This window comes from Pseudomonas sp. 910_21 (assembly GCF_052850735.1).
Map to the genome: position 1 here is coordinate 746010 of NZ_VXCY01000002.1, position 25250 is coordinate 771259.

The 25250-nt window shown below is 59.7% G+C and carries 22 protein-coding genes and 4 tRNA genes; 16 read left to right on the top strand and 10 right to left on the bottom strand.

Annotated features, from left to right (window positions below; all coding sequences use genetic code 11):
- The 5 genes from FW796_RS08570 (at position 1) to FW796_RS08590 (ending at position 3189) form a co-directional block, all read left to right on the top strand.
- Positions 1-732: an adenosylcobinamide-GDP ribazoletransferase gene (locus FW796_RS08570; protein WP_446439243.1), complete on the top strand. Its 732-nt coding sequence runs from the start codon at positions 1-3 to the stop codon at positions 730-732.
- A gap of 71 nt (positions 733-803) precedes the next feature.
- Positions 804-1208: a MarR family winged helix-turn-helix transcriptional regulator gene (locus FW796_RS08575; RefSeq protein ID WP_123726941.1), complete on the top strand. Its 405-nt coding sequence runs from the start codon at positions 804-806 to the stop codon at positions 1206-1208.
- A gap of 52 nt (positions 1209-1260) precedes the next feature.
- Positions 1261-2463 (top strand): MFS transporter, encoded by a 1203-nt coding sequence (locus tag FW796_RS08580; protein ID WP_446439244.1) that lies wholly within the window; start codon positions 1261-1263, stop codon positions 2461-2463.
- Positions 2460-2582, top strand: a complete 123-nt coding sequence (locus FW796_RS08585; RefSeq protein WP_346632273.1) for a hypothetical protein — start codon at positions 2460-2462, stop codon at positions 2580-2582. Before FW796_RS08580 ends, FW796_RS08585 begins: the two co-directional genes overlap by 4 nt.
- 55 nt (positions 2583-2637) lie before the next feature.
- On the top strand, positions 2638-3189 hold the full coding sequence (locus tag FW796_RS08590; protein WP_346632272.1) for a glutathione peroxidase: 552 nt from the start codon (positions 2638-2640) through the stop codon (positions 3187-3189).
- A gap of 77 nt (positions 3190-3266) precedes the next feature.
- On the opposite strand, the gene FW796_RS08595 is transcribed toward FW796_RS08590, so the two are convergent.
- The 3 genes from FW796_RS08595 to FW796_RS08605 all read right to left on the bottom strand — a co-directional run bounded on the left by FW796_RS08595 (position 3267) and on the right by FW796_RS08605 (position 5670).
- A complete protein-coding gene (locus FW796_RS08595) occupies positions 3267-4547 on the bottom strand; it encodes an OmpP1/FadL family transporter (RefSeq protein WP_346632271.1) in 1281 nt (426 codons plus the stop codon).
- A gap of 144 nt (positions 4548-4691) precedes the next feature.
- The gene (locus tag FW796_RS08600) at positions 4692-5174 is read right to left on the bottom strand and encodes a hypothetical protein (RefSeq protein WP_346632270.1); all 483 of its coding nucleotides are present in this window, start codon (positions 5172-5174) and stop codon (positions 4692-4694) included.
- Positions 5175-5445: 271 nt separating this feature from the next.
- Positions 5446-5670 carry a hypothetical protein gene (locus FW796_RS08605; protein ID WP_123726946.1) on the bottom strand — a complete coding sequence of 75 codons (225 nt, stop codon included), beginning with the start codon at positions 5668-5670 and terminating at the stop codon, positions 5446-5448.
- Positions 5671-6551: 881 nt separating this feature from the next.
- Between FW796_RS08605 and FW796_RS08610 the strand changes: the two genes are divergently transcribed.
- On the top strand, positions 6552-6875 hold the full coding sequence (locus FW796_RS08610; RefSeq protein WP_317069559.1) for a sel1 repeat family protein: 324 nt from the start codon (positions 6552-6554) through the stop codon (positions 6873-6875).
- A gap of 175 nt (positions 6876-7050) precedes the next feature.
- The gene (gene rmuC / locus FW796_RS08615; RefSeq protein WP_404940078.1) at positions 7051-8418 is read left to right on the top strand and encodes a DNA recombination protein RmuC; all 1368 of its coding nucleotides are present in this window, start codon (positions 7051-7053) and stop codon (positions 8416-8418) included.
- Positions 8419-8430: 12 nt separating this feature from the next.
- Here rmuC and FW796_RS08620 read toward each other — a convergent pair whose 3' ends face one another.
- The gene (locus tag FW796_RS08620; RefSeq protein ID WP_346632269.1) at positions 8431-11904 is read right to left on the bottom strand and encodes a hybrid sensor histidine kinase/response regulator; all 3474 of its coding nucleotides are present in this window, start codon (positions 11902-11904) and stop codon (positions 8431-8433) included.
- 133 nt (positions 11905-12037) lie between these two features.
- A complete protein-coding gene (locus FW796_RS08625; RefSeq protein WP_446439245.1) occupies positions 12038-12583 on the bottom strand; it encodes a TetR/AcrR family transcriptional regulator in 546 nt (181 codons plus the stop codon).
- Between the two features lie 92 nt (positions 12584-12675).
- Between FW796_RS08625 and FW796_RS08630 the strand changes: the two genes are divergently transcribed.
- From FW796_RS08630 to FW796_RS08640, 3 genes are all read left to right on the top strand, one after another.
- Positions 12676-13881 carry an MFS transporter gene (locus FW796_RS08630; protein WP_346632267.1) on the top strand — a complete coding sequence of 402 codons (1206 nt, stop codon included), beginning with the start codon at positions 12676-12678 and terminating at the stop codon, positions 13879-13881.
- Positions 13882-14055: 174 nt separating this feature from the next.
- Positions 14056-15207 carry a TDT family transporter gene (locus FW796_RS08635; protein WP_446439246.1) on the top strand — a complete coding sequence of 384 codons (1152 nt, stop codon included), beginning with the start codon at positions 14056-14058 and terminating at the stop codon, positions 15205-15207.
- Positions 15208-15290: 83 nt separating this feature from the next.
- On the top strand, positions 15291-17165 hold the full coding sequence (locus FW796_RS08640; RefSeq protein WP_446439247.1) for an MFS transporter: 1875 nt from the start codon (positions 15291-15293) through the stop codon (positions 17163-17165).
- Between the two features lie 63 nt (positions 17166-17228).
- On the opposite strand, the gene sugE is transcribed toward FW796_RS08640, so the two are convergent.
- From sugE to rdgC, 3 genes are all read right to left on the bottom strand, one after another.
- A complete protein-coding gene (gene sugE, locus FW796_RS08645; protein ID WP_016967450.1) occupies positions 17229-17546 on the bottom strand; it encodes a quaternary ammonium compound efflux SMR transporter SugE in 318 nt (105 codons plus the stop codon).
- Positions 17547-17663: 117 nt separating this feature from the next.
- On the bottom strand, positions 17664-18629 hold the full coding sequence (locus FW796_RS08650) for a bile acid:sodium symporter family protein (RefSeq protein ID WP_446439248.1): 966 nt from the start codon (positions 18627-18629) through the stop codon (positions 17664-17666).
- Between the two features lie 75 nt (positions 18630-18704).
- Positions 18705-19625, bottom strand: a complete 921-nt coding sequence (gene rdgC, locus FW796_RS08655; RefSeq protein ID WP_016967448.1) for a recombination-associated protein RdgC — start codon at positions 19623-19625, stop codon at positions 18705-18707.
- A 160-nt stretch (positions 19626-19785) separates the two neighbouring features.
- On the opposite strand from rdgC, the gene FW796_RS08660 reads away from it, so the two are divergent.
- From FW796_RS08660 to FW796_RS08675, 4 genes are all read left to right on the top strand, one after another.
- Positions 19786-19861, top strand: a tRNA-Val gene (locus tag FW796_RS08660).
- 19 nt (positions 19862-19880) lie between these two features.
- Positions 19881-19957, top strand: a tRNA-Asp gene (locus FW796_RS08665).
- 187 nt (positions 19958-20144) lie between these two features.
- A tRNA-Val gene (locus FW796_RS08670) sits at positions 20145-20220 on the top strand.
- A gap of 19 nt (positions 20221-20239) precedes the next feature.
- Positions 20240-20316: transfer RNA gene (locus FW796_RS08675), tRNA-Asp, on the top strand.
- Between the two features lie 140 nt (positions 20317-20456).
- On the opposite strand, the gene FW796_RS08680 is transcribed toward FW796_RS08675, so the two are convergent.
- Together FW796_RS08680 and FW796_RS08685 are read right to left on the bottom strand one after the other, a co-directional pair.
- A complete protein-coding gene (locus FW796_RS08680; protein ID WP_404937479.1) occupies positions 20457-21626 on the bottom strand; it encodes a catalase family protein in 1170 nt (389 codons plus the stop codon).
- Positions 21623-23431, bottom strand: coding sequence for a di-heme-cytochrome C peroxidase (locus FW796_RS08685; RefSeq protein WP_446439249.1), 1809 nt, complete (start codon positions 23429-23431; stop codon positions 21623-21625). The genes FW796_RS08680 and FW796_RS08685 overlap by 4 nt, the downstream gene beginning before the upstream one ends.
- A gap of 268 nt (positions 23432-23699) precedes the next feature.
- Between FW796_RS08685 and FW796_RS08690 the strand changes: the two genes are divergently transcribed.
- Both FW796_RS08690 and FW796_RS08695 read left to right on the top strand, forming a co-directional pair.
- On the top strand, positions 23700-24413 hold the full coding sequence (locus tag FW796_RS08690; RefSeq protein ID WP_346632261.1) for an FKBP-type peptidyl-prolyl cis-trans isomerase: 714 nt from the start codon (positions 23700-23702) through the stop codon (positions 24411-24413).
- Positions 24414-24704: 291 nt separating this feature from the next.
- Positions 24705-25160: a YkvA family protein gene (locus tag FW796_RS08695; protein WP_346632260.1), complete on the top strand. Its 456-nt coding sequence runs from the start codon at positions 24705-24707 to the stop codon at positions 25158-25160.
- Positions 25161-25250: the final 90 nt, after the last annotated feature.

Genomic DNA, 25250 nt, shown 5'->3' on the forward strand with positions numbered 1-25250 from the left:
ATGCTGCCGTTCTGGATTGCCCTGCAGTTTCTCAGCAGCCTGCCCATTCGCCTGCCGGGTATGCCCCAGCCTGAAGAAATGGGACGCTCATTGCTGTTCTATCCCTTGGTGGGTCTGTTGTTCGGTGTGCTGTTGTGGCTGCTGGACGCCGTGCTCGCTGGCACCCCTTTGCTGGTACACGCGGCGTTGCTGCTGAGCGCTTGGGTCTTGCTCAGTGGGGGATTGCACCTGGATGGACTGGCAGACAGTGCCGATGCCTGGCTGGGGGGCTTCGGTGATCGAGAGCGCACCCTGAGCATCATGAAGGACCCCCGAAGCGGGCCCATCGCGGTGGTGACGCTGTTGCTCGTGCTGTTGCTCAAGTTCGCCGCGCTGGTAGCGTTGATCGAGCAGCAGCAGGGCTTTGCCTTGTTGCTGGCGCCACTGATTGGGCGTGCCTCATTGCTGGGGTTGTTCCTCTCCACGCCATATGTGCGTGCGGGTGGCCTGGGGCAGGCCCTGGCCGATCATCTGCCGCCACTGGCAGGGCGGCAGGTGCTGGGCTTGAGTGTACTGGTCTGTTTGCTGCTGGGTGGCTACAGCGGGCTTTGGGCCGTGCTGCTGGCGGTGGTGCTGTTCTTCTGGTCGCGTCAGTTGATGATCCGGCGCCTGGGCGGCACTACCGGCGATACAGCGGGGGCTCTGTTGGAGTTGCTGGAAACGGCTGTACTGCTGGCGCTGGTGGTTCTTTGAGCAAGGCCTGCAGTGGCTGTTTTTTTCTGAAATTTCTTGCCTTGGATTAATCGCGGGTATATACACGCATCATGCTTCCCTCTCAGTGTTTGTGCACCAACCTGCGTCGTGCCGCTCGTGGCGTCAGCAGGTATTACGACGGCGCCCTCGACGGCTTCGGGATCAATGTTGCCCAGTATTCTTTGCTGAACAACCTGCTGCGCCTCGATCAGCCGAGCATTTCCAGCCTGGCGGATGCCATGGGCCTGGACCGCAGTACGCTGGGGCGTAATGTGCGGGTGCTGGAGGCTGCGGGTCTGGTCCGGTTGATGGAAGGTGACGACCAGCGCAACCGTCTGGTGCAACTGACCGATGCCGGACATGAGCGCTTGGTGGCGGCCTTGCCGGCCTGGGAGGCAGCCCAGCAGCGGCTGATCGATCGGCTTGGGGTGGAGAAGCGTGAAACCTTGTTGGCCTTGCTGAACGAACTCGCCTGACGGTGCTTCGTTCGAATATAAGCGGGTATATACCCGCACTTGGAGAATAAAAATGTCATCGATGTGGCGCACCAGCGGCTGGGTACTTCTCGGCAGCGCATTGATCCTGGCGCTGTCGCTGGGGGTTCGGCATGGTTTCGGCCTGTTTCTGCCGCCCATGAGTGCACAGTTCGGCTGGGGGCGTGAAGTATTCGCCTTTGCCATTGCCTTGCAGAACCTGATCTGGGGCCTGGCGCAGCCCTTTACCGGAGCCCTGGCCGACCGTTTTGGCGCCGCCAGGGTGGTGCTGATCGGTGGCGTGCTGTATGCCGTGGGACTGGTGTTCATGGGGCTGTCTGATTCGGCCCTGACGCTGTCCTTGAGTGCGGGGTTGCTGATTGGCATTGGATTGTCGGGCACCTCCTTCTCGGTGATTCTCGGTGTTGTCGGCCGGGCAGTACCGCCGGAGAAGCGCAGCATGGGCATGGGGATCGCCAGTGCCGCTGGCTCTTTCGGTCAGTTCGCCATGCTGCCGGGGACCCTGGGCCTGATTGGCTGGCTGGGTTGGTCGATGGCGCTGCTGGTACTGGGATTGCTGGTAGCACTGATTGTGCCGCTGGTGAGCATGCTCAAGGACAAGCCCCTACCGGTGCTGGGGCATGAGCAGAGCCTGTCCGAGGCATTGCGTGAGGCCTGTTCTCATTCGGGGTTCTGGCTGCTGGCGTTCGGCTTTTTCGTCTGTGGCTTCCAGGTGGTGTTCATTGGTGTGCATCTGCCGGCCTATCTGGTGGATCAACACCTGCCGGCCACTGTCGGCACAACGGTTCTGGCCCTGATCGGCCTGTTCAATATCTTCGGTACCTATACCGCCGGCTGGCTGGGAGGGCGGATGTCCAAGCCACGCCTGCTTACCGGCCTGTATTTGTTGAGGGCGGTGGTGATTGGTCTGTTCCTGTGGTTGCCCGTGACGCAGGCCAGCGCCTACCTGTTCGGCATGGCCATGGGCTTTCTCTGGTTGTCCACCGTGCCTTTGACCAATGGCACAGTGGCTACCTTGTTCGGGGTCAGGAACTTGTCCATGCTCGGCGGTATTGTGTTCCTGTTCCACCAGTTGGGGTCCTTCCTCGGCGGTTGGCTGGGAGGAGTGGTGTATGACCGTACCGGGAGTTACGACTTGATCTGGCAGGTGGCGATTCTTCTCAGTTTGCTGGCTGCGGCGCTCAACTGGCCGGTGCGTGAGCGTCCGGTGGCGCGCTTGCAGGCAAGTGCGGCATGAGCTCATGGCTGGGTTGGGCGGCCGGCCTGGGAGTTGGCATCCTGTTGTTGCTGCTGGCCTGGTGGGGCTGGCATCGCGGCGGGCTGGCGCTGATGCAGTTGGGCATGGGTGCTTGCTAGGCGGGCGAGGGGGCGAGTAACGTCGTTGCCTGACCACTATTTAAGGACACTGGACATGGCTAAGGGCTGGTTTGTTGTTCCGGCATTACTCGCAACCTTCGCAGGCTCTGCTTGGGCTGCAGACTGCCCGGCGTTGTTGCAGGGCTCTGTCCCCAAGTTGCACGCCAAGGAATCCATCGATCTGTGCCAGCGCTTTGCCGGCAAGCCGCTAGTGGTGGTCAATACCGCGAGTTTCTGCGGGTTCGCCCCTCAGTTCAAAGGCCTTGAGGCGCTGTATCAGCGTTACAAGGATCAGGGGTTGGAAGTGGTGGGCGTGCCGTCCAATGATTTCAAGCAGGAGTCCAAGGATGGCGCTGAAACCGCCAAGGTCTGTTACGTCAACTACGGCGTGACGTTCACCATGACCGAGCCGCAGAAGGTTCGAGGGCCGGATGCAGTGCATCTGTTCAAGGTACTGGCGCAGCAGAGCAATGCGCCGAAGTGGAATTTCTACAAGTACGTGGTGGATCGCCAGGGCAATGTGATTGCCAGCTTTTCCAGTCTGACCAAGCCGGATAACCCGGAATTCATCGAGGCGGTGGAGAAGGCCTTGGCGTCGAAGTCCTGATCCCGCATTCATCGGCCAATAAAAAACCCGCAGAGGCGGGTTTTTTATTGGCTTGAAACTGCGTGGCCCAGAGTTCGTTAGAACTTGTAGGTAGCGCCCAGGCCGTAGCCCCATGCGCTGTTCTGGTAGGTCGCGCTGTAGGCATTGCCTTTGCCAGTTCTGTTGACGTTGACGTCCTCTTCCTTCAGGTACGAAACCGCCAGGTCGAGAGTCAGGTCTTCAGTCGGGCTGTAGCCAGCACCAAAGCTGATCGCCTTACGGTCACCGGTAGGGATACGTACGGAGCGATCCGTGTTGTTGGTTGGCGCCTGGTCAACCGAGAGGCCGCTGCGCAGGACCCACTCTTTGTTGACCTTGTAGGAAACACCTACAGCCGAGGCCCAGGTGTCGTGCCAGTTCTGTGGTTCGGTGATGGTGCCGATCGGGCCCCTAGAGCCGCCGAGCAGGGCAGGAACACCTTCGTTGTTCACGGTGATGTCTTTCAGGCGGCTCCAGCGAGTCCAGGTGCTACCTGCATAGACAGTCCACTGGTCATCCAGTTTCTGGGTGACCGAGAAGTCGACGACTTCCGGGGTGGTGATATCCAGCGAGGCATCGTAACGGCCGCCATTGAAAGGACCGAAGCCTGGGCCGGCAATGTTGGTGTGGCCTTCGAGCTTGTACTTGACCTTCGAGTGGTAAGTCAGACCCAGACGAGTGGTGTCGGTAGGCTGAACGATAATGCCGACGTTGTAACCGATGGCGGTATCGTCTCCCTTGATCTTCACGCTTCCGTCATTGCGGCCGAAGAGTGCAGGGTTTGGAAATGGCGTAGCAGAAGTCAGTTCACCGCTCAGGCGGTTGATGGTCGGGCCAAAGCCAATCGACACCATGTCATTGAAGGCGTAGCTGACGGTCGGTTGCAGAGTCACGACCTTGACTACGCTCTTGTCACCGTAATAACGGCTGGCAGAGCTGGACTCATAGTTGGTAACGAGGCCGAAAGGTGCATAGGCCCCCAGACCCAATGCCCAGCCGTTACCCAGTTGTTTGACGAAGAACCCCATGGGAACGCTGGTGAACGGAACCATGTCGCCGTCGCTGGTGCCGCCGGGTGGGCCGCCCTTGACGTTTTTCAGGTTGGTCTTGGCATCGATTGCCGCTGCGCCGACAGTAACTTGATCGCGTTTCAGCAGGGACATACCGGCAGGGTTGCCATAAACAGTGCTTGCATCTTCGGCAGAAGAAGAACGACCCGCGAAACCGGTCCCCATGCCGCTGATGCTTTGTTCGTTAAGAGCAAAGCCGCTGGCGAAGAGTTGGGTTGAGGCAAGTGCAACCGCGAGACTTATGGTGGATTTGAGCATTACTTTTTTCATTATTAGAACTCCTGGTGATCACCGAGGCGAAAATTACCAACATTTTGGCCTGGGCGCTATAGGCTGTAACAGTTGATTTAGAGCGGTTTTGTAGGACAATCCGACCAAAATTTGGGTTTTTCTCCGACTTTGTAATGGTCGTTGTCAGCAGGCGACCTGGCTCAGCGGTGAAACACAGGTTTGCCAAGCGCAGGCGAAATCTCTCAAACGTCCTTGTGGTTGAAAGGTCTTCCTCCATATACGAGCCATGCCGAGCAGATCGTCGGCAGCGGGGAGCGGGGTGTGTTGTTGCTCCACCAGCAACCAGGCGATTGCGGTGGCGTAACGCAGGTTGACGGTCAATTCGAGGTGCGGGCCACTGAGGAAAGCGTGCTGGCTGGCCAGTCCGCGAACCAGGCTGGCCCGCTCCGGGTCCAGCGCCAGGTAGTGATCCCAGAGGTCCTGGTGGCGCAGTTCGGTGATGCGATACAGGCCGTGGCCGCGGCGATCGTGCAGGGCCGAGCCCAGCGCCGACTGGCTGGCAGCAATGCCCAGCAACAAGGTTTCAGCGGTTTTGCTATGACTGCCCAGATACATCAGGGTCGGGCGTATGACATAGCGGCACAACTCGCTGGCGGCGATACCCATAATGCCCTCGAAGAGTGAAAGTGACCGGCTAAACCTGAAGGAGCTTGGCAGCGATAAAAGGATCAGGTTTGCCGGAAGCGGCTCAGGCCGCCTGAGTTGAAGTGTAGTGTCATATCTATGCTGTAAAGGACTGTTTTTAAAATATTTCCGTTCTCTTGTTATAAGCCTTATATCCATTGGTACTTTGGATGAAGTGGCAAATGGGCAAATAACAGGCAATAAAAAGCCCCGCTATCAAGCGAGGCTTTTGAGGTTTTAGCGCTCTGGTGTATCAGGCCACCAGGGCCTGACGAGTACGTTCGATCACTGCCTGCAGCGGTTCAGCGCTGGAATACTGATCGGGGTACAGACGTTCGCTGTGACGTGCGATGCCGTGTTCGTTGACCAGGGTGAAACTGAAGCAGCCTTTGCGAGCGGCCATGATCAGGCAGTTCAAGGGTGCAAAAGCGTGGGTGAGGGTGCGAATGGCATCCTGAGTCTGGATTTGAGTAGACATAATTATTAGGTGTTCCTACAAATGACACGGTTAAGAACCGTGCAACGTTAAAACGTTCCAGTAACGTCGACCACCATTGGTCAAACGAAGAACCTGACTGGAACAAAGCAGCCAGTTGCAGCGCTTTAATAAGGTTGCGCTAGGGCTGGCAGGTAGGTACTTAGGAGGGCAGGCAACACAGCAGGGGCAAAGGTTCTGGGCCCAGGGTGGAGATCCTGATCAATTTGCAGGTTGGTTCGGTCAGAGTAAATGGCTCGGGCATTGCCTTTGATTTCGTTTCAAGGGCGATGTCAGTATGAGTTTTACCTGGAAACCAGCGAGGTGGTCGGTCCTTGGTATTCGACAATGTTCTCTCAATTGGAGAGGGTGTCGGCGGGACTTGTTCGACCAGAATTGACTTTCAGCTTGGTACTAACGGCGAGGATTCTATTGAGTTGAAGCGAGGAATGCAAGTGTGCTAGGAAAAATGTTTGGTGAGCGGCGAAACTGCTCCATGACTACTGTGTAACCGTTGTCTTTGTGGCGTGTACGAAAACGGTGCGTTACTGGCGTTAATTTTCGCCCGGTTGTGCACACTTGTCGCGCAGCGTGTCACCCTGTTGTCACCTTCCCCAAGGCTTGCCCTATAGCCTGTCTCGAGAATTTAAGTCAATGATAAACATCGTCTTTTTTTACTGGTGAAAAAATCGTCAGTTTGACTGCAGGGCCCGTCTCATGGGGCTTTGGGAGGGTTGTGGAGGGGTTGTCCACTGACTTATCCACAGCTTCTGTGGATTGTCCCAAGCGCTTGCTCTAGGACGGGCGTGCTGGCTCTTTTGGACTTTACCCGAGCGAAAAAAGGAGTAGAGTGGCGCGCCTTCCGATCTGCCCCACAGTGCTTTATGAAGTTTCGCTCAGTATCACCTTCTGTTACCGCCCCTCCTGACAGTGTTACCGAACCCAAGCGCTTCTCCTTGCGTGTTGCTCTGTGGTTGCTGGACAGCCCGCGCCTGGGGCACAACCCCAACGTCAAGCATTTTGCCGGACGTTTGCTCAAGCAGCCGGCCCGGGAAGGCGTGGTCGCGGCGCAAAGTCGCCTGGGTCAGTTGATGTGCCGCGAGTGTGGCAACGCTCGGGATCGGCGTATCGGTCACGACCTGTTACGCCAGGCAGCCCGCGCCGGTGACCGTCGTGCTCAACTGGAACTGGGCCGTATCGAAGACTGAGCTGTCCAACGCTCGGTGGCTTGGTTAACCTTCATTCCTTATTTCGTTGACAGGAATTGCTATGGCTATGGACTTGACCAGCCTGCTGCTTGGCCTGGCGGGAGCGGCGTTGCCGTTACTGGTGCTGGCCTGGCAACTGCAGCGTCGCGCCAGTTCCAGCCAGTCCGAGCTATCCCTGCTGGAAGAGCGCCTGGCCACGGCCCAGATGGCCCAGGAAGGGCTCATGGCGCAGCTGGATGCCAGCCGCGATGAAGTCAGCGACCTGAGCCAGGCCAATGCACTGAAGCAAGCGGACCTGGCGGCCCTGCGTCGAGAGGTCGAGTTGCTGCAGATTGAGCGAGACAACGCCCGCGATGCTGCTCACGCCTGGAACCTGGAGCGTGCCGCCAAAGAGAACGAATTGCGGCGTCTGGACGCCCAGGCTGCTTCGTTACAGGCCGAACTTCGGGAGCAGCAGGAGAGCCACCAGCAGCGCCTTACCGATCTGCAAGGTTCCAGGGACGAACTTCGGGCCCAGTTCGCCGAGCTGGCGGGCAAGATTTTCGATGAGCGCGAACAGCGTTTCGCCGAGACCAGCCAGCAGCGGCTTGGGCAGTTGCTGGACCCGCTCAAGGAGCGCATCCAGTCGTTCGAAAAACGGGTCGAGGAGAGTTATCAGGCCGAGGCCCGCGAGCGCTTTTCCCTGGCCAAGGAGCTGGAGCGTTTGCAGCAACTGAATCTGCGCTTGAGTGATGAGGCCACCAACCTGACCCGTGCCCTCAAGGGGCAGAAGACCCAGGGCAATTGGGGTGAGCTGATTCTTGAGCGGGTACTGGAGCACGCCGGCCTGGAGAAGGGGCGCGAATACCAGACCCAGGTCAGCCTCAAAGGGCCGGACGGCGAGCGCTTCCAGCCCGATGTGCTGATCATGCTGCCGGGTGACAAGCAGGTGGTGGTGGATTCCAAGGTCAGCCTTACGGCCTACCAGCAGTATGTCGGTAGCGACGATCCGCAGATTGCCCAGGCGGCCCTGAAGCAGCATGTGCTGTCCTTGCGCAACCACGTCAAAGGCTTGGCCGGCAAGGATTACAAGCGCCTGGAAGGCTTGCACAGCCTCGACTTCGTGTTGCTGTTCGTACCCATCGAAGCGGCATTCTCGGCAGCCCTGCAAGCCGAGCCCAACCTGTTTCAGGAAGCGTTTGACCGACACATCGTCATTGTCAGCCCGACTACCTTGCTCGCTACTTTGCGGGTGATCGACAGCCTGTGGAAGCAGGAACGTCAGAGTCAGAATGCCCGGGAAATCGCCGAGCGCGCGGGCTGGCTCTATGACAAGTTCGTGCTGTTCATCCAGGATCTGGATGAAGTCGGCAACCGTCTGCAGCAACTGGACAAGGCTTATTCCGCCGCGCGCAACAAGCTCACCGAAGGTCGGGGCAATCTGGTCAGTCGCAGTGAGCAGCTCAAGTTGCTGGGGGCCAGGGCCAGCAAAAGCTTGCCGGCAGATTTGCTGGAACGGGCCATGACCGATGCCGAAGGGCGAGAGTTGGAGTTGCCGGAGTAGCCCGGCATTGGCTCAGCCCAGAGGTAGGTGACGACTCAACAGGGCACGCAAGGCTGCCGGTTTCACGGGCTTGGCCAGATAGTCCAATCCTGCCGCGTGCACTTGGGCGACCATTTCCGGGCGTCCGTCGGCACTGATCACCACTCCCGGCACCGGCTCACCCAACTGGGTGCGTAGCCAGGCCATGACCTGGGTGCCGGTTTCGCCATCGTCCAGGTGATAGTCCACTAGCGCCAATTGCGGGCGGATGCCTTCTTTGAGCAGCGCTGCGCACTCCTCGCGGTTGCGGGCGGTCCAGACCTGGCAGCCCCAGCGCGTAAGCAGGCTGTTCATGCCGATCAGGATGCTGTCTTCGTTGTCCACACAGAGCACCTGCCCGCCGTTGAGGGACTGCCCATTGAGTTCGACCGCCTTGCCCGGCACGACGACGCTACTGCGGGCCAGGGGTACGTTGACACTGAATACACTGCCCTTGCCGGGCCAGGAGCGTACCTGCAACGGATGGCCGAGGACCCGGCACAGGCCGTCGGCGATTGCCAGGCCCAGTCCCAGGCCTTTTTCGGCGCGTGTCTGGTGGCTGTCCAGGCGCTTGAACTCTTCGAAGATCACCTGCTGCTTGTCCTGAGGAATACCCGGTCCTCGATCCCAGACTTCCAGGCTCAATGAGTCGCCCTGGCGACGCACTCCCAGCAGGACCGGGCCCTTGGCATAACGGAAGGCGTTGGTCAGGAAATTCTGCAGGACCCGCCGCAGTAACTTGATGTCACTGTCGATCCGTAGATGACTGCCACGCACCCGGAATTGCAGGCCCTGTTCCTGGGCCAGTGCTTTGAATTCCGCCCCCAGGGTGTCGAACAGCTCGTTGAGGGCAAAGGGTTTGCGATCGGGGGTGATCTTGCCGTTTTCCAGGCGCGAGATATCCAGCAGGTCGCTGATCAGATCTTCGGCAGAGCGCAGTGAGCTGTCCAGGTGCTGTACTAGCTGCTGGGCTTCGACAGAGAGTCCGTCGTCCTGGTGAGAAAGGGCGGCGGAGAACAGCCGCGCGGCGTTCAAGGGTTGCATCAGGTCGTGACTGACGGCCGCCAGAAAGCGCGTCTTGGACTGGTTGGCCGCTTCCGCCGTGCCCTTGGCTTCGGTCAGCGCAGCGTTGAGTTGCGACAGTTCATGGGTACGTTCGGCTACCCGTTGTTCCAGGCCTTCGTTGGCCTCTGTCAGGGCCTGCTCGGCCTCGCGGAACGGGGTGATGTCGGTGAAACTCATGACGAAGCCGCCGCCGGGCATCGGGTTGCCAATCAACTCGATGACCCGGCCATTGGGGAACAACCGCTCGGAGGTATGGGCCCGTCCCTGACGCATCCAGTGCAGGCGTCGGGCGACATGGACCTCCGCTTCGCCGGGGCCGCACAGGCCGCGCTCGGCATTGTGGCGGATGATGTCGGCAATCGGCCGGCCGACGCTGATCAGGCCTTCGGGGTAATTGAACAGCTCCAGATAACGACGGTTCCAGGCCACCAGCTTCAACGACTGGTCCACCACACTGATGCCCTGGGTGATGTTTTCGATTGCGCCCTGCAACAGCGCGCGGTTGAACTGCAGCACTTCGGAAGCTTCGTCAGCGATGCGTACCACGTCTTCGAGTTGCATCTCCCGACCTTCGATGGCGGCCTTGACCACGGCTCGGGTCGAGGAGGCGCCGAGGACACCGGCCAGCAGGCGTTCGGTGTGGGCGATCCATTCGCCGTCGGCGTTCTGGTTCGGGTTGAAGCCTTTGCCCTGACGATAGGCGAAGCGGATGAAGCTTTGGCGGGCGCGCTCTTCACCGACAAAGCGCGCGGCCAGTTTCAGCAGGTCGTCGATCTGCACTGACAGCATCGAACGTGAGCTGAGGCGACCGCTGATTTCCTGGCCGATAAAGCGCCCGGCCTGCCAGTGTTCGGAAACCCGGGTGCGTGACAGCACCGAGACCCAGGCGAACAGGGTGAAGTTGCCGGCCAGGGACAGCACCACGCCCTGGGTCAGCGGTGTGATCGGCAGGGACAGCGGATTGCCATGCAGCCAGGCCAGGCCAGGGAAGCTGCTCAGGGACCAACCCAGGCTGTGGGCAGCGATGGGCAGAACCAGGGTGTAAAACCAGATAAAGGTGCCGGCGGCGAGTCCGGCAAACACCCCTCGACGGTTGGCCTGTTTCCAGTACAGCGCGCCGAGCATGGCCGGCGCCAGTTGAGTCACGGCGGCGAACGCAATCTGGCCGATGGTGGCCAGACTGGCGGTGGAGCCCAGCAGGCGATAGCTGACATAGGCCAACAACAGGATGACCACGATGCTGACTCGGCGCACCGAAAGCATCCAGTGACGGAACACTTCAAAGGGGCGCTCGGCGTTTTTATGTCGCAGCAACCAGGGCAGCAACATGTCGTTGGAGACCATGGTCGACAGCGCCACGCTGGCCACGATCACCATGCCGGTGGCGGCCGAGGCGCCACCGATGAACGCCAGCAAGGCCAGGGCGGGATGAGCTTGGGCCAGAGGCAGGCTGATAACGAAGGAGTCCGGCAGTACGCTGCTGGGCAGGAGCATCTGTCCGGCCAGGGCGATGGGCACCACAAACAGTGCGGCCAGGGCCAGGTAGGCTGGAAATACCCATTTGGCCAGGCGCAGGTCCTGAGGCTCGATGTTTTCCACCACGGTGACGTGGAACTGTCGTGGCAGGCAGATGATTGCCATCATCGCCACCCCGGTTTGTACCACCATCGATGGCCAATTGATGGTTTCCTTCCAGTACTGCTCCAGGCGCGGCGCCAGCATGGCCTGGTTGAACAGGTCGTCGAAGCCGTCATACAGGCCGAAGGTCACGAAGGCGCCGACGGCGAGAAAGGCGAACAGCTTGACCAGGGATTCAAAGGCAATCGCCAGCACCATGCCCCGGTGGTGTTCGGTGGCGTCGAGGTTGCGGGTGCCGAAGACAATGGTGAACAACGCCAGGATCAGCGACACGATCAGCGCCGTGTCCTGGGCGCGAGTGCCCATGGCGTCGGCTCCGGCACCGATCAGCAGGTTGACTCCGAGCACGATGCCCTTGAGTTGCAGGGCGATGTAGGGCAGCACCCCCACCAGACAGATCAGGGCTACGACCACTGCCAGGGACTGGGACTTGCCGTATCGGGCGGCAATGAAGTCGGCAATGGAGGTGATGTTCTCCTGCTTGCTGATCATCACCATCTTCTGCAGGACCCAGGGGGCGAATACCAGCAGCAAGATGGGCCCCAGATAAATCGGCAAGAAGGCCCAGAGCTGTTCGGCGGCCTGGCCCACGGCGCCAAAGAAGGTCCAGCTGGTGCAATAGACGGCCAGCGACAGGCTGTACACCCAGGCCCGCACTCGCGGCGGAAGGGGCGCGCTGCGACGGTCGCCGTAGAAGGCGATGGCGAACATGATGGCCATATAGGCCAGGGCAACGGCGGCAATCAGCCCGCTGGACAACGACATGGAAACTCCGAAGCAAGGACACCGGGCACGTCAGCCCGGCCAGACAGTCTGGCACGATGTTGAGTTGACGTCAGTGTCGACCAAGGTATCAGCGCGGTCTGATGTCGCAGGGCCGGACGGTCGTTCGGGCGGGCTAGGGTTGCAGGGCGAGCTCGATCATTTCATGGAGTTCCGACACCGGTAGTGGCGTGGCGGAGAACAGGATGCGAAACACGGTCGGCGCCACGATCAGGTTCAGCAGGCGATCGATGTCCGGCAGGCGTTCTTCACTGTCCTGATAGCGTTCGAGGAGAGTCTGCAATTGAGCGCTGAGGATAGTCACGCAATAGCCTGGAGTCGCGCTGCATTGCACATCGCGCATCATGTTGCGTCCGGGCTCCGAACTCATTTCATCCAGATACTGCTCGGCCCAGGCCCGCAGGTCGCCCCGCAGGCTGCCGGTGTTGGCCGGTTCGCTGTCCGGACGCATGCGTGCCAGTGCAACATCGGCCAGCAGGGTCGACAGGTCGCCCCAGCGTCGGTAGATGGTCGAGGGGGTGACGCCGGCGCGAGTGGCGATCTGCGGCACGGTCAAGGACGAGCGGTCCTGCTCCTCAAGGAGCTGGCGGACTGCCGTATGGATGGATTCCTGAACCCTGGCGCTACGGCCGCCTGGGCGTAAAGCTTCTTTAATAGTCATGGGAACGAACCTTAACACAAAGAATTTGCTTTAAGCTCGGGGCGGTAGCACACTGCACAAAAGCAAAATATTAGCTTTAGTGGAGCGTGCTTATGTCCGGTGCTATCGACACCTGTGTGTCCAGCCGTCGCAGTTTGGTGTTTCTGGCCATTACCTTGCTCAGTTTTCTGGCGGCCTCCAGCGTGCCGACACCGCTCTATCACCTTTACCAGGAAACCCTGCATTTTTCTCCGGCGATGCTGACCCTGGTGTTCGGGGTCTATGCCCTGAGTCTGCTGGCCGCCCTGCTGACGGTGGGGTCTGTGTCGGACTACCTGGGGCGGCGGCCAGTGATCTTTGCCGCCTTGCTCCTCAATGTCCTGGCGATGCTGCTGTTTATCAATGAAAGCGGGGTGCAGTGGCTGATTGCTGCAAGGGTGATGCAGGGCTTTGCCACTGGCATGGCCACCAGCGTGCTCGGCGCCGCGTTGCTGGATACCGATCGCCAGCAAGGCCCATTGGTCAATAGTGTTGCGCCCCTTCTGGGCATGGCGTGCGGCGCCATGGGCGCCAGCTTGCTGGTGGAGTTCGCGCCGTTGCCGCTGCAGCTCAGTTACTGGTTGCTGTTGGGGGTGTTCGTGGTCCAGGCCCTGTATGTCTGGCGCTTGCCGGAAAGTGTCAGTCCGCAATCTGGTGCCTGGGCCTCATTACGGCCCACATTGCATGTACCGCCGCAAGCGCGGCGCGCGTTATGGCTGGCATTGCCGGTGGATGTGGCGGTATGGGCTGTGGGCGGCTTTTATCTGTCCTTGGCCCCATCCCTGGTGCGCGCCGCTACCGGGTCTACCTCGAACCTGATCGGCGGCGCTCTGGTGGCGGTGCTGACCCTCAGTGGTGCAGTGATGATCTTTTCTCTGCGCCAGCGACCGGCGGACAAGGTCCTGCGCCTGGGGGCCGGGTTGTTGGCGGTGGGGATGATGCTGATCCTCGGCGCAGTGCACAGTGCCAGCCTGATGCTGTTCTTCCTTGGCACCCTGGTGCTGGGCAGCGGTTTTGGCGCCGGATTTCTTGGCGCGCTGCGCAGCGTGGTGCCCCTGGCCTTGCCCCATGAGCGCGCGGGCCTGATGTCGGCGTTTTATGTGCTGAGTTATCTGGCGTTCTGTCTGCCGGCATTGCTGGCAGGCAACCTGACCCGCAGCTTCGGCCTGATTGCGACTACCGATGGCTATGGGGCCGTGCTGATCCTGCTGTCCCTCGGCGCTCTTCTGGTACTGCTGCGTCGCCCGGTGCCGCCTTGTTGCACGGCACCTGGGAATTGAGCCTGTGGCCCATCCACTGAAAGAACATCCTGGGTACTGATGATCGAGTTTGAAGGCAGCGCCTCGGACTTAATATCTATTCAGTAGATAACAGATAGAGAAATTACCCGTTATATAGATATTCGATTAGGTTCTACCATGGGCTCCACCTCATCAGAGGACAGGAGACACGTCATGCCATGCACCCACAGCGTCAAAGCCGGCCGCCGGCCCTTGAGTCATCTGCAACACCCCCGCGAAGCCATTCGCCAATTCACCCCCAACTGGTTCGCCGCCACCATGGGCACCGGGGTTCTGGCCCTGGCGCTGGCCCAGTGGCCGGCCCAGGTTCCAGGCCTGCATCAGGTGGCCGAAGGATTCTGGTGGCTGACCATTGCCCTGTTCGTGCTCTTCACGGTGATGTATGCCGCCCGTTGGGTGCTGTTCTTCGATGAGGCACGGCGAATCTTTGGTCACTCAACGGTCTCGATGTTCTTCGGCACCATTCCCATGGGGTTGGCAACCATCATCAACGGCTTGCTGTTGTTCGGTGTTCCCCGCTGGGGTGAGGCGGTGGTGCACCTGGCGCAGGTGTTGTGGTGGCTGGACGTGGCCATGTCCCTGGCCTGTGGAGTGTTGATCCCCTACATGATGTTCACTCGTCAGGAGCACAGCATCGATCAGATGACCGCTGTCTGGCTGTTGCCTGTGGTGGCGGCCGAAGTGGCTGCGGCCAGCGGTGGCCTGCTGGCGCCGTATCTGCAGGATGCTCACGCGCAGTTGGTGATGCTCAGTACCAGCTACGTGTTGTGGGCCTTTTCACTGCCGGTGGCGTTCAGCATCCTGACCATCCTGCTGTTGCGCATGGCCCTGCATAAACTGCCCCATGAAAGCATGGCAGCCTCGAGCTGGTTGGCCCTGGGCCCGATCGGCACCGGTGCACTGGGCATGCTGGTGCTGGGGGGCGATGCACCGGCGATCTTTGCCGCCAATGGCCTGCCCGGCGTCGGTGAGATTGCTGCCGGCCTGGGGCTGGTGGCGGGGCTGACGCTGTGGGGGTTTGGTTTGTGGTGGATGTTGATGGCGGTGTTGATCACCCGACGCTACCTGCGTGAAGGCATCCCCTTCAACCTCGGCTGGTGGGGGTTCACCTTCCCGCTGGGGGTGTATTCGCTGGCCACCTTGAAGTTGGGTAGCACTTTGCACCTGGGATTCTTCAACGTATTCGGCGCGGTATTGGTAGCGGCCCTGGCGTTGATGTGGCTGATCGTGGCCAGGCGCACGGTCCAGGGGGCCTATAAAGGCGAGCTGTTTGTTTCGCCATGCATTGCGGGCTTACGGAAATAATCGCCAAAGATAGGTAAGGTTGTGGCCTGGATCGATATTCGACATTCCAATAACAGTATCCACGCCACTCAGGGACATGGAAGATGAGTCACCCTTCGCAGTTCACCTTGCTCCGCAAGCGGCGGTTCCTGCCGTTCTTCATCACGCAATCCCTTGGCGCCTTCAACGACAACATCTTCAAGCAGTCGTTGATCCTGGCCATTCTCTACAAGCTGAGCATCGAAGGTGATCGCTCGATCTGGGTCAACCTCTGTGCCTTGCTGTTCATCCTGCCGTTCTTTCTGTTCTCGGCCCTGGCCGGGCAGTTCGGTGAGAAGTTTGCCAAGGATGCGCTGATTCGCCTGATCAAGCTGGGGGAGATCGCGATCATGACCGTGGGGGCTGTGGGGTTCGTCTTCGACCATCTCTGGCTGATGCTGGTGGCGCTATTTGCCATGGGCACCCATTCGGCGCTGTTTGGCCCGGTGAAATATTCAATCCTGCCCCAGGCTTTGCGTGAAGAGGAGCTGGTGGGTGGCAATGGCCTGGTGGAAATGGGGACTTTCCTGGCGATCCTGGCAGGGACCATCGGCGCCGGGATCATGATGTCCTCGGCTCATTACGCCCCCATCGTCTCGTTCGCCATCATTGGCGTCGCGGTGTTGGGGTACCTGGCGAGTCGGGCCATTCCACGGGCTGCTGCCGCAACCCCGGATATGCGCCTGAACTGGAACATCTTCAGTCAGTCCTGGGCCACCTTGCGTCTGGGCTTGGGGCAGACACCGGCGGTGTCGCGGTCGATTGTCGGCAACTCCTGGTTCTGGTTTGTCGGGGCGATCTACCTGACTCAGATTCCTGCCTATGCCAAGGAATGGATGCACGGTGACGAGACGGTGGTGACCCTGATTCTCACCGTATTCTCGGTGGGTATCGCGGTGGGCTCGATGCTGTGCGAGAAGCTTTCGGGGCGCAAGGTAGAGATCGGCCTGGTGCCGTTCGGCTCCTTTGGCCTGACGGTGTTCGGCCTGCTGTTGTGGTGGCATTCCGGTGGAATCCCGGAAAGTGTCAATGGTCATGGCTGGCTTGAATTGTTGGGTTTTGGGCATGCCTGGTGGGTGTTGTTCGACGTGCTGGGACTGGGGGTTTTCGGCGGCTTCTATATAGTGCCGCTGTACGCGCTGATCCAGTCACGCACTCCGGAGAATGAGCGGGCCCGGGTAATTGCCGCCAACAATATTCTCAATGCGCTGTTCATGGTGGTATCGGCGATTGTTTCCATCGTCATGCTGAGCATGGTCAAGCTGACCATTCCTCACCTGTTCCTGGTGGTGTCGCTGCTGAACGTTGCGGTCAACGTCTATATCTTCAAAGTGGTGCCCGAGTTCAGCATGCGTTTCTTGATCTGGCTGCTCAGCCATTCCATGTACCGCGTCGAGCATCGCAATCTGGAGCAGATCCCCGATGAGGGGGCTGCCTTGTTGGTGTGCAATCACGTGTCCTTTGTTGACGCCTTGTTGATTGGCGGCGCTGTACGTCGGCCGATTCGCTTCGTGATGTACTACAAGATCTACAACCTGCCGGTATTGAACTTCATCTTCCGTACCGCCGGGACCATCCCCATTGCCGGCCGGCATGAAGACCTGGAAATCTATGAAAAAGCCTTCAAGCGGATTGCCCAGTATCTTCGCGATGGCGAATTGGTGTGCATTTTCCCCGAGGGCAAGCTGACTGCCGATGGTGAGATCAACGAGTTCAAGGGCGGCCTGACACGGATTCTCGAAGAAACCCCGGTGCCGGTGATTCCCCTGGCCTTGCAGGGGCTGTGGGGCAGCTTCTTCAGCCGCGACCCGAGCAAGGGTTTCTTCCATCGTTTCTGGTCACGAGTGACCCTGGTGGCCGGGTCGAGCGTGGCCGTGGAAGCCGCCGAACCGGCGCAGCTACAGGCCATGGTGGGGCAACTGCGCGGCAGCCGTCGTTAATGCTCTGACGGACACAAAAACGCCCGCAATGCTGCGGGCGTTTTTATTTCTGCGACCTGACTATCAGCTGGCGCTGACTTTCAAGCCCACCAGACCGGCAATGATCAGCGCTACGCTGGCCAGGCGCACCAGGGCCATGGACTCGCCGAACAGAATGATCCCGGCGATCACCGTGCCAATGGCACCGACCCCGGTCCAAATAGCGTAGGCCGTGCCCAGAGGCAGTTCCTTCATGGCCAGACCCAGCAGACCCAGGCTGATGGCCATGGCGAGGATGGTCAAGGCGGTGGGTAACGGACGGCTGAAGCCGTCCGTGTATTTCAGGCCCACAGCCCAGCCCACTTCAAACAAACCGGCAAACAACAAAATGATCCAGGACATGCTGACCTCATCGGTTGATGGGGTCGTCCCCACAAATAAGTCACTCGATTGAGTGCGAGGTCGTCCTCGCGCTGCGCAGTATACTGCTCAGTACTGATCGGTCGATCAATTTTCGGCTCAGTCGCCGACCCGTTGTGTTTCCAGTTTTTGCTCGCTCTTGTCACTCATGCGGCGGAAGTAGGTCGAGAGCAAGGCCCCGGAAATGTTATGCCAGACACTGAACAGGGCACTGGGCACTGCCGCCAGGGGAGAGAAGTGGGCGCTTGCCAGGGCGGCACCCAGGCCGGAGTTCTGCATGCCGACTTCCAGTGCCAGGGATTTGCGTTGTGCCAGTGGCAGCTTGAAGAGTCGACCGGTGAAATAGCCCAGCAGGTAGCCGAAGCTGTTGTGCAGCATCACCACCGCCATGATCAGCAGCCCGGATTCGGCGATTTTTGCCTGGCTGGCCGCCACCACGGCAGTGACGATAATGACGATGCTGACCACCGAAACCAGCGGCAGCACTTCCACCGCATGCTGTACCCGATGGCCCAGTAGGCGCTGGGCAAGCACGCCCAGCACGATAGGCAGCAGCACCACTTGCAGAATCGACCAGAACAGCTCCATGAAGGACACCGGCAGCCAGGCCGAAGCCAGCAACCAGATCAGCGCAGGGGTCAAGAGTGGCGCGAGCAGGGTGGTGACTGCGGCGATGGCCACCGACAGGGCGAGGTCGCCCCGGGCCAGCCAGGTCATGACGTTGGACGAGGTGCCACTGGGGCAGCAGCCCACGAGAATCACGCCGACGGCGATTTCCGGCGGCAGATGGAAGGCCTGGCAGAGTAGCCAGGCCACCCCGGGCATGATTACGAAGTGCGCGACTACTCCCAGGGCGACGCGCCACGGATGACGGGCCACTTCGGCGAAGTCTTCGAGCTTCAGGGTCAGTCCCATGCCAAACATCACCAGGCCCAGCAGGGGCACAATCGCGCCTTTGAGGTCGATGAACCAGGTCGGCTGGAGGAATGCCAACACGGCAAAGATCAGTACCCAGTAAGCGAAGGTGTTGCCGACAAAGCGGCTCAGTGCAGCCAGTGCGCGCATGACCTGTTCCTTATTATGTGAAAACGCCACCGAAGGCGGTGGCGTCTAGTGCGCAGCGGTTATCCGGGCAAGGCGTCAGATGCCTTGCGGAATTTCCTCGCCACCCAGGGCTTCGAACAACGCCGGCAGGAAATCGCCGAAAGTCAGCATCATCAGGGTGAAGCTGGCGTCCTGCTGGCCGAGGGCTTCATCGCCGCCGTCCTGTTCCGCCTGATCCTGCAGCAGGTCTTCGAACTTCAGGCGCTTGACCACCATCTTGTCGTCGAGCATGAAGGACAGTTTGTCCTGCCAGGCCAGGGACAGTTGGGTGACCACCTTGCCGGTGCTCAAGTGCAGCTGGATTTCCTCGCCGGTCAGGTCCTGGCGCTTGCAGCGCACGATGCCGCCGTCTTCGTGGGTGTCGCGCAGCTCGCACTCGTCGAGGACGAAGAAATCGTCGGCGGCTTTCTGGGTCTTGACCCAGTCGGTCATGATCGCGCTCGGAGCAATCTTCACGGTCAGTGGACGTACCGGCAGGGTGCCGAGGACTTCACGCAGCGTGGAGAGTAGGTCTTCGGCACGTTTGGGGCTGGCGGAGTTGACCAGAATCAGCCCCTGTTTCGGGGCGATGGCGGCGAAGGTCGAGGAGCGGCGGATAAAGGCACGGGGCAGGAACGCTTGGATGATTTCATCCTTGATCTGGTCGCGCTCCTTCTTATAGACCTTGCGCATCTGTTCGGCTTCGATCTCTTCGACCTTTTCCTTTACCGCGTCGCGCACCACGCTGCCAGGCAGGATGCGTTCTTCCTTGCGCGCTGCTACCAGCATGAAGTCCTGGCTGACGTGCACCAGCGGGGCGTCTTCACCTTTGCCGAAAGGGGCGACGAAACCGTAAGTGGTCAACTCCTGGCTTGCACAGGGGCGCGCCAGTTTGGTCGCCAGTGCAGTTTCCAGCGCCTCAGCATCAAAAGGCAGATCTTGGGTCAGGCGATAGATCAGCAGGTTTTTGAACCACATGGGGTGAATCTCTCCTTTATACAAAGGAGGGCATTATTCTCTTCGCTGCTGCTCAGGCCAACCCTTCGCTAAGCCTTTGGAAGGCCTGAAAAAATTATTATAAAAAGTGCTTGCCAGAGTGGGGTCTGCTCCGTAGAATGCGCGCCACACCGAACGTGAAGGGTGATTAGCTCAGCTGGGAGAGCGTCTGCCTTACAAGCAGAATGTCGGCGGTTCGATCCCGTCATCACCCACCATTCGCATTCAGTGTTACGCGCAGCGGTAGTTCAGTCGGTTAGAATACCGGCCTGTCACGCCGGGGGTCGCGGGTTCGAGTCCCGTCCGCTGCGCCATATTCGGTAACCTGGAACACTGAACGCCAGGTCACCACAGAAAGCCCGCTAGCGCGGGCTTTTTGCTGTAAAGAGTTTGTGGGTAATGCGGCATTTCATGGGAATTCAGATTTTTTTGATAAAATTATCAATTAAATCAACACTTTAAGAATTTCTGTGGCATAATGCGCCCCGCAACGAAGGTAAAGGGTGATTAGCTCAGCTGGGAGAGCGTCTGCCTTACAAGCAGAATGTCGGCGGTTCGATCCCGTCATCACCCACCACTTACTTTCAACGCTACGCGCAGCGGTAGTTCAGTCGGTTAGAATACCGGCCTGTCACGCCGGGGGTCGCGGGTTCGAGTCCCGTCCGCTGCGCCATATTCGGTAACCTGGAACACTGAACGCCAGGTCACCACAGAAAGCCCGCTAACGCGGGCTTTTTGCTGTCTGGGGTTTGGCGATGGGCAAATCCGGCACCCAAAAAAGCGGCCCGCAGGCCGCTTTTCTTGTTTCTGGGCTTACTGCTCGGCGTTACGGCTGTGCCGGTAGTCACTGACAGCTTCGTACACCGCTTTGCGCAAGCGGTTGATACCACCGATAGGGCGATGGGCCTCAATACCGAACCATGGATTGAAGGATTGATTGTCGCAGGCCAGGTTTTGCGCCGGAGTGTCGAAGTCCTGGGCGGGGATCGTCAATCGGGCCACGGTTTCAAACGGTGCTTCGCTTTCCTTCCACTCGATGCTGGTGTCTTCGATCGGCATGAACCGGCTCGGGTCCTGGCGCTGGATCTGCAACACGAAGCAGGCGGGCATCCGATCGCTGGAGAGCTGCTGGATCAGTGCGCTGCGCAGGAAGTTGGGCAGGTCCTGGTTCTGCGCTGGCAGGCTGTAGGCCGGGCAACTGTCCGGGTCTGGCATGACCCGAAACTTGGCGTTGGCGTTACCGAACTTGTAGGGCGAGACCGAAAAGTAGGTGGTCTGGGTCGGGCTGGTCGGTGCTGGCGACAGCGTGTCTAGGGCGATGAACAGATGGCGGATCTGCCAACTGCGAGGATCCCAGGCTGGGAAGAAGGCGCCGACTTTCTTGCCATCCGCCTGGGCGGCAATGTTCTGTTGATATTCCGCTACATCGCTGACGAAGAAGTTCGGATGATTGAACATCACGAAGTCCTGCTCGCGTCGCGCTGATTCCGCAGGGATCAGCTGTTGCCCAGGAACATCCAGCAGTTTGATCGCCATGCCGCGGGCGTCGCGAATGCTGTCGAACTGCGGATAGGCATTGCCGTTGGACAAACGCACAGTCGCTTGCCAGGTCTGGCCGGGGGTGGTGAACACGCCCTGGCGCAGTTCCGAATTCAGCTCCTTGAGCACCTGGACCTCGGCTTTCACGCAGCCATGAGCCTTGGCATGGGCATCGCGCAGGTAGCGAGTGCCTTCACGATGCTGATCGACGATGCGTACGGCGGTCTGGATGATGTCCTGGGTGCGTGCGGCTTCATCGGCGGGAATCTGCTCCTGTACCGCCACCGGGCCACGGTGCTGCCAGGCAAACCAGGCGCTGCCCAGGGCCCAGCCCAACAGGCCGATACCGGCCAGCAATAACAGAGTCTTGCCCAGTAATGCGCCGAGGCGTAGCCAGAGCCTGCCCAGCAGGGACGGTCGTTTTCTTGCGAGATCGAGTTTCATGGCAGTTGTGACTCCAGCGGTCCGCCCAGCACTTTCAAGTATTCCAGTAGTGCCCAGCGTTCTTCAGGTTGCAGCAGAGGGCCGATGACGCCGTTGCCACGCTGCCCGGCACGGAATTCGTGGCCGCTGTTGTGGTTGCCGCTGATGCGGGTATCGAATTCAAAGCCGTTCTTGAAGGCTTCCGGGCGATAGCCCAAGTGCTTGGGATCGTATTCGAAGGTGCCTCGATAGAAGGTGGTGGAGCGTTCAGATTGCGGCGAAAGCAGTTGATACAGGTTGGGCACCGAGCCGTTGTGCAGATAAGGCGGTGTTGCCCAGACCCCAGCCAGTGGCCGGGCCTTGTAGGCACGCAGCTCCCGCACGCCGATCGGCAGGCCATAGCCATCCAGCCGTGGTCGTTCCTCGGGGGAGACCTTGGCATCGCGGTAGGCACGTTCCTCGACGAAGGCGGTGATGTAGGCCAGGCCCTTTGCGGCTGAGAGTTGGCGCAGGTCCAGTGGTTCAGTGGGTGTCGGGTGCAGTTCGACGTTGGACTTGGCCAGTTCGGCGGTATCCCATTGCAGGGCGCTCAGGTCATAGCGCAGGTCGGCGATATTGCTGGCGGAGTTCGGATCGGTGCCAATCACCGAGACCGGGAGCATCTTCAGTTGCTGCACTGGTCGGCCATTGCTCTCGCTCACGGTTGGTAGGTGACAACCGGCACAGTGGCTGGCGAACAGACTGCGGCCCTTGGCAGCCAAGGGTTTATCGACAGTGCCCAGCAGTGCCTCCGGCCAAGTGGGAGGCTTCAGACGCTGCAAGGTTTCTTCTATATGGTTGAGGTCGCGAACCCGCACACTGGACGGGTAGCGGGCATCGCCGGTGAGTGGCTGGCCGTCGCTGTCGAACAGATTGAGGGTGGCGCCGACCCCTAGGGCTTCGCCGATGTTGCGGGCCATGGGTTGCTGCGCCGAACCGTTCCACTGCACCCAATCGAAGGTCCAGATGTCCCACAGTTGTGGGTAATCCACCGGGGCGTTGGCGACCCGATAGTTCTGCGCAGAAATGGCGTCGCCGAAACTGGCGTTGGCTATGCGGCCGAAGGCATCGGTGCGACCCGGGCCTTCCTCGGTGGGATAGAGGCCTCGATGGGTATCGTTCCAGGCTACTCGGAGGAAGGTGTCCAACGAGGCCTTGAAGTCCTTGCGCAGTTGTTCATGTTGCGCGTCATAGTCTGCGCCCAGCACTTTGCGGGCGAAACGTTCGAATTTCCATGGGTTGTAATAGGTTGTGGCCAGGCTGGCTACCAGCGCTTGGCCGAAACTGCCGCCACGCAGGGTTGGCACGCTGGAGGGCAGGACGTGTTGCGCCGAGCCACCATCGATCCGCAGTGCCTGATGGTTGAAGCGCAGTTCCCCGGTGTGGCAGGCGGCGCAGGTGATGTCCAGGTACTGTTCCGGGCTGCCTGGGTTCTGGTGCCGGGCGAACCCTACTGGCAGGTTGCCGGGATTCTGCGTCGTGGCTTTCTGTCCAGGCTCCACCAGGAAGCCGAAGCGCGCCAGGTACTCCGGCGCCGCGAAGAACTGCTTGGAGAAGGGCAGCTCCAGGGCGGTGAACCATTCATAGCGCAGGCCTTTGACCTGAGTGCCTTGGGGAGTGAAATAGTAGGTCTGGCGGTCGGCGGCATCCCACTGCTCCAGATAGTGCACCTGCTCGACGGGCACGTAGTCGGGAAGCCTGGGGTTGGCGATGTAGTACAGGACTACGGCCAGGATTATGCCGATCAACACGGCAATCAACAGCAATACACGGTAGATGAGGCGCAAGATGTACGTCCTTGTCGAATTTGCTTTCCTTATGCCTGAGCGTCTCTGACGCGGCAAGTAGCCATTACTTGCGCTATGGTTATTCGCGCTCGTTCCGGTGCCTCACGGAGCCGCATGGGCAGGGTGTTCCCCAACGTACAAAACGTGTTTAAAGACGTGAACTTATCGGACATTTACTACTCTTACGCCGGTAGCCATTGGTCGTGGTCGCCTGATAAGCTCGCGGCTTTATTCGATTGCCCTTTAGGCGCATGAACAAGGAAATAGCATGAAACAGCATCGGTTGGCGGCGGCGGTGGCCCTGGTTAGCCTGGTACTTGCGGGTTGTGATTCGCAGACCAGCGTAGAGCTGAAAACCCCGGCGCAAAAAGCTTCCTACGGTATCGGCCTGAACATGGGCAAGAGTCTCGCCCAGGAAGGCATGGATGATCTGGATTCCAAAGCGGTAGCCCAGGGCATTGAAGATGCCGTCGGCAAGAAAGAACAGAAGCTGAAGGATGACGAACTGGTTGAAGCCTTCGCCGCGCTGCAAAAGCGTGCTGAAGAGCGCATGGCCAAGATGAGCGAAGAGTCGGCTGCTGCCGGCAAGAAATTCCTCGAGGAAAACGGCAAGAAAACCGGCGTGACTACCACCGCTTCCGGCCTGCAGTACGAAGTGCTGAAGAAGGCTGACGGTCCTCAGCCCAAGCCGACTGACGTGGTCACTGTTCACTACACCGGTACTTTGACCAACGGCACTGTATTCGACAGCTCGGTAGAGCGTGGCAGCCCGATCGATCTGCCGGTCAGCGGCGTTATCCCAGGCTGGGTTGAAGGCCTGCAATTGATGCACGTGGGTGAGAAGTACAAGCTGTACATCCCTAGCGACCTGGCCTACGGCGCGCAAAGCCCAAGCCCGTCGATCCCGGCCAACTCGGTTCTGGTATTTGAACTGGAGCTGCTGGGTATCAAGGATCCAGCCAAGCAGGACGCCGCCAAGTAACCTGTCTCAGCGCCTGAAGCAACGCCCCGTTCTTACGGGGCGTTGTCGTTTCTGCGGGACGTTGCTGGTAAATAGTCCGAACCGGCGCGATCGTAGGCGGTCAGAACTGGGTATCTGCGGTGGGTAGTCTGTGAGGGCTGCCAAGTCAATGAAATTATGGGTTTTTTTATGTGAGTAAAAAACGCCCGATCTGAGCTAAGCCCTTATGAAACGGGGCTTTCAGCCGTGAAAAATAGCTCTGTTCACAAGGTTATCCACAATTTGTGTGGATAACATTTCAGTGGAGTGATGATGAAAGCACCCTGGAGTTTTGCCCGCTTCCTGCCTTTGGCTGGTCGGTTGCTAAGCCGTGGCCGTTTACCGACGCTGTTGTTCGCCGTGGCCAGCAAGGGGGCTAGCCAAGGTGGTCGCCTGGGCAAGGTCAAGGAGGACCTGCGCCTGCTCCAGGCGCTGTGCCTGGCTTACTGGCGAGGGGAGTATCGCGCCGTCAGCGCCAAGGCTTTGCTATCGGTGGTGGCGGGGTTGATGTATTTCCTCAGCCCGGTGGACGCGATCCCCGATTTCATCCCGGTATTGGGCATGCTTGACGACATCGCCGTGCTGGCGTGGTTGATGAAGACCCTGGACGACGAGCTTGGCGCCTTCCGGGCCTGGCGTAATCGCCAGATGCCGGAAAAGCTGGCTGTGGTCGAGCGCCTGCCGGATACACCGGAACAGCTGCAACTGGAAGGGCCACGGAAAAACTGAGGCGATTCACTCGCTCCCTCAACAATCATGCTCCCCGCGACCGCCGCCGCTGTTAGGATTACACTTCAAGGGAAAAGTCCGACTCGGTAA

Bases quoted from the DNA above. Each gene is read 5' to 3' on its own strand.
- FW796_RS08585 (WP_346632273.1), top strand. From the start codon at position 2,460: ATGAGCTCATGGCTGGGTTGGGCGGCCGGCCTGGGAGTTGGCATCCTG.
- FW796_RS08595 (WP_346632271.1), bottom strand. From the start codon at position 4,547: ATGAAAAAAGTAATGCTCAAATCCACCATAAGTCTCGCGGTTGCACTT.
- FW796_RS08680 (WP_404937479.1), bottom strand. From the start codon at position 21,626: ATGAAACTCGATCTCGCAAGAAAACGACCGTCCCTGCTGGGCAGGCTC.
- FW796_RS08640 (WP_446439247.1), top strand. From the start codon at position 15,291: ATGAGTCACCCTTCGCAGTTCACCTTGCTCCGCAAGCGGCGGTTCCTG.
- FW796_RS08695 (WP_346632260.1), top strand. From the start codon at position 24,705: ATGAAAGCACCCTGGAGTTTTGCCCGCTTCCTGCCTTTGGCTGGTCGG.
- FW796_RS08650 (WP_446439248.1), bottom strand. From the start codon at position 18,629: ATGCGCGCACTGGCTGCACTGAGCCGCTTTGTCGGCAACACCTTCGCT.
- sugE (WP_016967450.1), bottom strand. From the start codon at position 17,546: ATGTCCTGGATCATTTTGTTGTTTGCCGGTTTGTTTGAAGTGGGCTGG.
- FW796_RS08605 (WP_123726946.1), bottom strand. From the start codon at position 5,670: ATGTCTACTCAAATCCAGACTCAGGATGCCATTCGCACCCTCACCCAC.
- FW796_RS08620 (WP_346632269.1), bottom strand. From the start codon at position 11,904: ATGTCGTTGTCCAGCGGGCTGATTGCCGCCGTTGCCCTGGCCTATATG.
- rdgC (WP_016967448.1), bottom strand. From the start codon at position 19,625: ATGTGGTTCAAAAACCTGCTGATCTATCGCCTGACCCAAGATCTGCCT.
- FW796_RS08575 (WP_123726941.1), top strand. From the start codon at position 804: ATGCTTCCCTCTCAGTGTTTGTGCACCAACCTGCGTCGTGCCGCTCGT.
- FW796_RS08690 (WP_346632261.1), top strand. From the start codon at position 23,700: ATGAAACAGCATCGGTTGGCGGCGGCGGTGGCCCTGGTTAGCCTGGTA.
- FW796_RS08610 (WP_317069559.1), top strand. From the start codon at position 6,552: ATGAAGTTTCGCTCAGTATCACCTTCTGTTACCGCCCCTCCTGACAGT.
- FW796_RS08630 (WP_346632267.1), top strand. From the start codon at position 12,676: ATGTCCGGTGCTATCGACACCTGTGTGTCCAGCCGTCGCAGTTTGGTG.
- FW796_RS08635 (WP_446439246.1), top strand. From the start codon at position 14,056: ATGCCATGCACCCACAGCGTCAAAGCCGGCCGCCGGCCCTTGAGTCAT.
- FW796_RS08590 (WP_346632272.1), top strand. From the start codon at position 2,638: ATGGCTAAGGGCTGGTTTGTTGTTCCGGCATTACTCGCAACCTTCGCA.
- FW796_RS08600 (WP_346632270.1), bottom strand. From the start codon at position 5,174: ATGGGTATCGCCGCCAGCGAGTTGTGCCGCTATGTCATACGCCCGACC.
- FW796_RS08625 (WP_446439245.1), bottom strand. From the start codon at position 12,583: ATGACTATTAAAGAAGCTTTACGCCCAGGCGGCCGTAGCGCCAGGGTT.
- FW796_RS08580 (WP_446439244.1), top strand. From the start codon at position 1,261: ATGTCATCGATGTGGCGCACCAGCGGCTGGGTACTTCTCGGCAGCGCA.
- FW796_RS08570 (WP_446439243.1), top strand. From the start codon at position 1: ATGCTGCCGTTCTGGATTGCCCTGCAGTTTCTCAGCAGCCTGCCCATT.